Below are 5,235 nucleotides of genomic sequence, written 5' to 3'. Positions count from 1 at the left end.
GGCAGAACTGGGTGTCAGTGCCGCCAGTGTGTCGCGGCATTGGCGCAAGCATGGCCTCAAGCCCCATCTGCTGCGTGGTTTCAAAGTGTCACGTGATCCGCATTTTGTGGAGAAGTTGGAAGATATTGTGGGGTTATATATGTCTCCCCCGGAACATGCCTTGGTGCTCTGCGTGGATGAAAAAAGCCAGGTACAGGCCCTGGACCGGACCCAACCGGGACTCCCCCTCAAAAAGGGACGCGCAGAAACGATGACCCACGACTACAAGCGTAATGGTACCACGACCTTGTTTGCCGCACTCAACGTGCTGGATGGTCAGGTCATCGGGCAGTGTCAACAGCGGCATACCCATGTGGAATGGCTGAAGTTCCTGAAGAAAATTGATCGGCAGACGCCCAAGGACGCGGCCTTGCATTTGATTGCCGACAACTATGCGACCCATAAACATCCGGTAGTACAGGCGTGGCTCGACAAGCACCCGCGTATTCACATGCACTTCACGCCCACTTCGGCATCCTGGCGCAACATGGTCGAGCGTTTCTTTCGGGATATCACGACCCAGCGGTTACGTCGTGGGGTGTTCACCAGTGTGTCTGAACTCATCCAGGCCATTGAGGGATACATCGATCACCACAACACCCATCCCAAACCTTTCATCTGGACCAAAACCGCCCGCGACATCCTGCAAAAGGTCATTCGCGCCAACAGCCACTTAAGCAGTAAACAGAATGCAACACTACACTAGCAACAAAGCGAGCCGTATCCCACGGAATTTTTCTTGTTGCGAGGTACGCGCTCATGTTGCTGCGGGTGAGCGACTCGCAAAATGCGAGTTCTTGGTTATTCGCAGGTCTGAGAGGGAGTTTCACTTGTTGCATAACGAGAATTCGACGCTACTGATATGCCGTGTAACAGGGATGCATGTCGGATAACATGGGAGGATCTCCCTGTGGATTGTAGGCGAGACACAATGCACCATTCTGTCTCGTAGTCCCAAAACCATGAACGGCAGATCGCCCGATTTTGCTCGGTTCTTCTGTCACCCAGGAGGGCCGATTATCAGACATTACGGTGAGTCTGCTCATTTTTGAGTAGAGACCGGGAATTCGCGGCGGGCATGCACCACATTCACCACCTCAATACTGGCGGTTGCCACCCGATAGAAAACGACATAGTTCGGATGGGCAACGATCTCGCGCAGACCAGGAATGCGCTCGCTCTGACGATACAGGTAGGGATGCTCCGCAGTGGGCAAGATAGATTCTTCCAACAGGCGTTTCATCCGTCGTGCGGCAGATGGATTCTCGTTGGCGATGTAGCGAAGAATATTCGCCAGGTCATCGCGAGCGGAGGCTCGCCAGATAATGGGTAACAAATTAACCTTTCCTTGGCGCGTCGGTTTCCGCTTCCGCGATGATGGCGTCCATTTCGGCCATCACCGCGTCATGTGGAATGCCGGGTCGCTTATCTGCCAGGCTTGACGCAACCTTGGTACGCAACCAGGTTGTGTAACTCGCCTCCTGATCAGCGGTTTCAAATTCGGAAAGGATAGAAGGTAAGACGGCATGCATTCCAGGTACTCCTCTGAGTATCGATCATCAGTGCAGGACAAGCATCCACTTGCCCCCCCACTTAGCCCTTAACGCTTATACTAGACGGTTTTTGGATTGGCAGGAAATCATCCTGCTACTCACAAGCATCCCGAGAGATGACAAGAGGCGCCTGCATCCGTCGGGTCCTGAAAGAACGTATGGGAATTCTCCCCATTACGGGGCATTTACCGGCACATAGTGATGCTGCCGTCGGGTTTTCTGGACCTGCTGTCGAATCAATGCCGCCGTTTCCCCCTTGCGCGCTGTTAGCGGGTGGGTTTATGGCCGATTCTGGGGGGCTGAGCCACAAACCGCCGATTTCCGAAAAACGATGGAAAACAGATCAGTGACGCCGACCCCCGGAATGATTCACTCCCGTTTACTGAAGTAGCCGCATATTCAGGAGCGGATTGTGGCGCGTCCTTCTGCGGTGAGCCCCTTGTGTGAAACAACCGTCTCACCACCAATACAACAGCACATTGGATTTATTTGGCGCCATGACGGGGCCACCATCCCAATCTCCCACGCGGGAAAAACGACGGAGTATCTGCTGGTTTTCCCGCCGATTTTTCCGATTGCAAATCCGCCGGAAGTACGAGGGTACCATCTTCATGGTGCGCTGGCTGTCTGAGTGAAATTTGGCCAATCGTTTCCGCCCTTCTGATGAATGCGGGGCAATCCGCTGCCGCAGCAAAGATCTTGAGGGCAAACTGACCCAATCCGACAATACCCAACGATATTCGTATCGGGCGCTACGCCGCCGAATGGTTTTCGACATGAAGTTTCTCCTGCTGTGAGTCGTTACTTCATGACGTCCTCCTTTCCCGGATCTTTTTTACGCTGTGGCACATATTCTCCCCGAATAATTTCTTCTTGGTGATCTGGTCTGTTGCTCAGAACGGCTCCGGATCATCCATGGTGTAGCATCCACCAAAATCATAGGCATCGAAAACTTCTTCAACGACCGCATAGGGCGGTCCATTGAACCACGATGGATCCGCACAAACAGGGCTGCCGTCCGCGTATGCTATATGGATGGCAGCGATGGTTCGGGTGCCTACATCCGTGCATCGCCAGGTGCCTGTTGCCGTTTTGAAAGATTCCCCTATTTTGAATTGCGCGTATTCCATTTTTTCTCCTGGGACCATCGTTCTCAACGCTCTCATGAATTAGAGCAGTCGTGTGTCGTGCAGCCCCATTATTCCCCATTTTTTCAATCTCCCCCAGGGGATACTCTGATGCCATTGACGATGGGCCAATCGGCGAAGGCCTTGGTGTTTGAGCCATACCTGTCGTCTTAAGGTGCAACCCCTGTGCCGAGTATCGATATAACGGCCAGGTGCACACCACTTGGAGCAGGAGGCACCAGGCAGGTGGATTCTGCAATAACCGGCATAGCGATGCGCCTTAAAGCGCGTTTGAATGTGAATAAAAGCGAATGGACCATTGCGCGGCCCGCTTTTTCTGTGTGTTCTCACGATTGGTTCCTCCTACCAAAGACGAGGTCTTTCCCACTGTAACGGCGGCTGTCGTTCTGTGGAACACGGTTTATCTGGAGCGGGCGCGCATGCGCTGCGCGGCAATGGACATGCCGTCGATGACGCGCTGTTGCAATACTTGTCGCCGCTCAGCTGGGAGCACATCAACCTGACCGGCGACTTACCTCTGGCGCAGCAGCGCCAAGATCGGCTCAGGCAAGTTCAGGCTGTTTAACAACCTGCCAATGCGGCGACCCCAGGATATCAACCGCAGGGACAATCATCCTCACACTCCATGCAGCATAGCGCCTCCCCCTCTGCCCATCCTTACAGAGGACAGCCATCGGCAAATGCCGCGACCCCAGCATACCATTCTAAGGGGCAGTCACACTCATACTCCATGCAGCATGGGGCCTCAGCCTCTGGTCAATCCCCCGGAGGGCAACCAGCGACTCAACCGAATCCTAATCAACCGCCAGTCAAAGCATCATAACGATTAGTCACCGGATGGTCTTGTCTCTGCAAGATCATCCGCAAACGCAATTTATGCTGATCGTAGAGTGCGTTGCTCATGAATTGCCGTATATTTAGGAACGATGATCACCCATGGATCATGTCAGCAGTTCAGCTACACGGGCGAAGGACAGCAAGTACGAAACAGAAAGGATTGCTCGCCTGATCAGATGCGAAACAAATCACTTCTCTTAGTGTGGTAATAAAACAAATATTAATGTTGTATATCAGATTTTTGTTAAATAACAGAAGATTTTTCCTATAAAAATTAATGTTTTTTCTGGCTCGATGTTGAATATGCGCAACGCTTATTTTTTGAGCATTTTCAATGCTTGTTAAGTTGGGTTCATTTATTTGACAATACAGATTATCTGTTGTTACCGTAAAAACGCTTGTGCAATTTGACTCAAGCAATTACGAGCATAATCCATGCTCTTTTCTTTCACCCAAAAGGGAGATGAACTATTGAAAAGCATTCAGACTAATGTAATAACAGCACTGGGAATATTCGTGTTCAGCACATCCGTTGCTTTTGCAAGCATGAGCAGCCCCATGTCCACCACTCAACCCCAACCGTCCTCACCGGCGATGCAGAACGGTGCGTCTACACCGACTATGACTTCCGGAGCGCCGCAAGCGGGAGCGCAGTCCGGCTCCCAGCCAATGATGCCCTCTGCACCTCAGGCGGGCCCTGCGGTGAGTAACGCTGAAATCATGCATTTTGCTTCTGCTCTGCGGGAAATCGAGCCCCTGAGTTCCAAAATGCGTGGTGAAGCCATGCAAAAAGGCGTAAGCAAAGCCAAGCAACAGGCACTTGAACAGACCTATGCAAAGGATGTTCACGGAATTCTGGCCAAAAACGATCTCTCCGCAAGTACTTATGAGATGCTCATGAGAAAAGCCCATAGCGATCCACAGTTCGCTCAAAAGGTCGAGGCCGCTATCAAGTCTGGTGCATAGTCGCACTACCTTGATTGGTAAATCATGGAACGTCAGGGATACCATTCACGGCATCTCTGACGGTTATTTTCGGCCCTATTCTATCTTTTATCCAAAATCTTAATGAAAAACATTTTAACACTCTCTTTTTTGTTGCTTTTTACTGTTATCGGACTGTCTGGATGTTCCTTCGGACCTAGCCATCAGGATGTACGTCGGGCACTCAAAAAAGCAGATATTATCCGCGCCATTAAAGACAACAACATGGACATGAATATTACCAAGAGTCAGATGCAGCATATTGATCAGGAAGTCAAAGAAACAAAAATCAATCAGTGCAGACATTTGCACGGTCTGATTTATCGATGCTCCATGATCAGTAACGGTCAAATTCAGATGATCGAAGTCGGGAAACCGGGCGGAAGCCATTGGGAGGTCATCAACAATAATCATCATCTGAACTAACCCAGTCATGGCAGCGTGTTTTGAGATCGTGGCGACGATGGGCTGAGACCTGAATCGTTAAGCGTCCACTATGCCTGTTGCATTGCTACGTAAAACGAAGGAAAGCGTCAATTATGGCCCTCTGTTTGGGGTCCCTTTATGCATACTGCAATATCACGATTCTTAAGGAGAGTCCTATGGCGAATAGTCGCCCGAAAACCCTGTTGAAACGCCCGAAACTACTGATTACTGCTGTTGTTGCTGCGTGC

General features: G+C 51.0%; 7 protein-coding genes and 1 pseudogene. 4 read left to right on the top strand and 4 right to left on the bottom strand.

Annotation, left to right across the window (positions count from 1 at the left end; genetic code table 11):
• On the top strand, nt 1-745 hold a 745-nt coding region (locus HAP95_RS09615), incomplete at its 5' end, for an IS630 family transposase (protein ID WP_215884011.1).
• A gap of 336 nt (nt 746-1,081) precedes the next feature.
• On the opposite strand, the gene HAP95_RS09610 is transcribed toward HAP95_RS09615, so the two are convergent.
• The 4 genes from HAP95_RS09610 to HAP95_RS09595 form a co-directional block, all read right to left on the bottom strand.
• Nucleotides 1,082-1,375 (bottom strand): type II toxin-antitoxin system RelE/ParE family toxin, encoded by a 294-nt coding sequence (locus tag HAP95_RS09610; protein WP_065957927.1) that lies wholly within the window; start codon nt 1,373-1,375, stop codon nt 1,082-1,084.
• A gap of 1 nt (nt 1,376) precedes the next feature.
• On the bottom strand, nt 1,377-1,571 hold the full coding sequence (gene relB / locus HAP95_RS09605) for a type II toxin-antitoxin system RelB family antitoxin (protein WP_142090178.1): 195 nt from the start codon (nt 1,569-1,571) through the stop codon (nt 1,377-1,379).
• Nucleotides 1,572-2,049: 478 nt separating this feature from the next.
• Nucleotides 2,050-2,370, bottom strand: coding sequence for a hypothetical protein (locus HAP95_RS09600; protein ID WP_215884010.1), 321 nt, complete (start codon nt 2,368-2,370; stop codon nt 2,050-2,052).
• Between the two features lie 115 nt (nt 2,371-2,485).
• Nucleotides 2,486-2,722: a hypothetical protein gene (locus HAP95_RS09595; protein WP_215884009.1), complete on the bottom strand. Its 237-nt coding sequence runs from the start codon at nt 2,720-2,722 to the stop codon at nt 2,486-2,488.
• Between the two features lie 386 nt (nt 2,723-3,108).
• Between HAP95_RS09595 and HAP95_RS09590 the strand changes: the two are divergent.
• The 3 genes and pseudogenes from HAP95_RS09590 to HAP95_RS09580 form a co-directional block, all read left to right on the top strand.
• A pseudogene (locus HAP95_RS09590) lies at nt 3,109-3,297 on the top strand (Tn3 family transposase); the annotation flags it as partial.
• Between the two features lie 838 nt (nt 3,298-4,135).
• Entirely contained in the window at nt 4,136-4,543 is a 408-nt protein-coding gene (locus tag HAP95_RS09585) for a DUF4168 domain-containing protein (protein WP_215884008.1), read from the top strand.
• Between the two features lie 102 nt (nt 4,544-4,645).
• Nucleotides 4,646-4,987 (top strand): hypothetical protein, encoded by a 342-nt coding sequence (locus HAP95_RS09580; protein ID WP_215884007.1) that lies wholly within the window; start codon nt 4,646-4,648, stop codon nt 4,985-4,987.
• Nucleotides 4,988-5,235 lie beyond the last annotated feature (248 nt).

The sequence above is a fragment of the Acidithiobacillus sulfurivorans genome (genome assembly GCF_018853815.1).
Taxonomy (GTDB): Bacteria; Pseudomonadota; Gammaproteobacteria; order Acidithiobacillales; family Acidithiobacillaceae; genus Acidithiobacillus; species Acidithiobacillus sulfurivorans.
The sequence above is the reverse complement of the archived record's forward strand: the minus strand, read 5'-3'. Positions and strand labels throughout refer to the sequence as shown.

Excerpts from the sequence above, each read along its gene's own strand:
- relB (WP_142090178.1), bottom strand. The coding sequence starts at position 1,571 with ATGCATGCCGTCTTACCTTCTATCCTTTCCGAATTTGAAACCGCTGAT.
- HAP95_RS09585 (WP_215884008.1), top strand. The coding sequence starts at position 4,136 with ATGTCCACCACTCAACCCCAACCGTCCTCACCGGCGATGCAGAACGGT.
- HAP95_RS09580 (WP_215884007.1), top strand. The coding sequence starts at position 4,646 with ATGAAAAACATTTTAACACTCTCTTTTTTGTTGCTTTTTACTGTTATC.
- HAP95_RS09595 (WP_215884009.1), bottom strand. The coding sequence starts at position 2,722 with ATGGAATACGCGCAATTCAAAATAGGGGAATCTTTCAAAACGGCAACA.
- HAP95_RS09600 (WP_215884010.1), bottom strand. The coding sequence starts at position 2,370 with ATGTCGAAAACCATTCGGCGGCGTAGCGCCCGATACGAATATCGTTGG.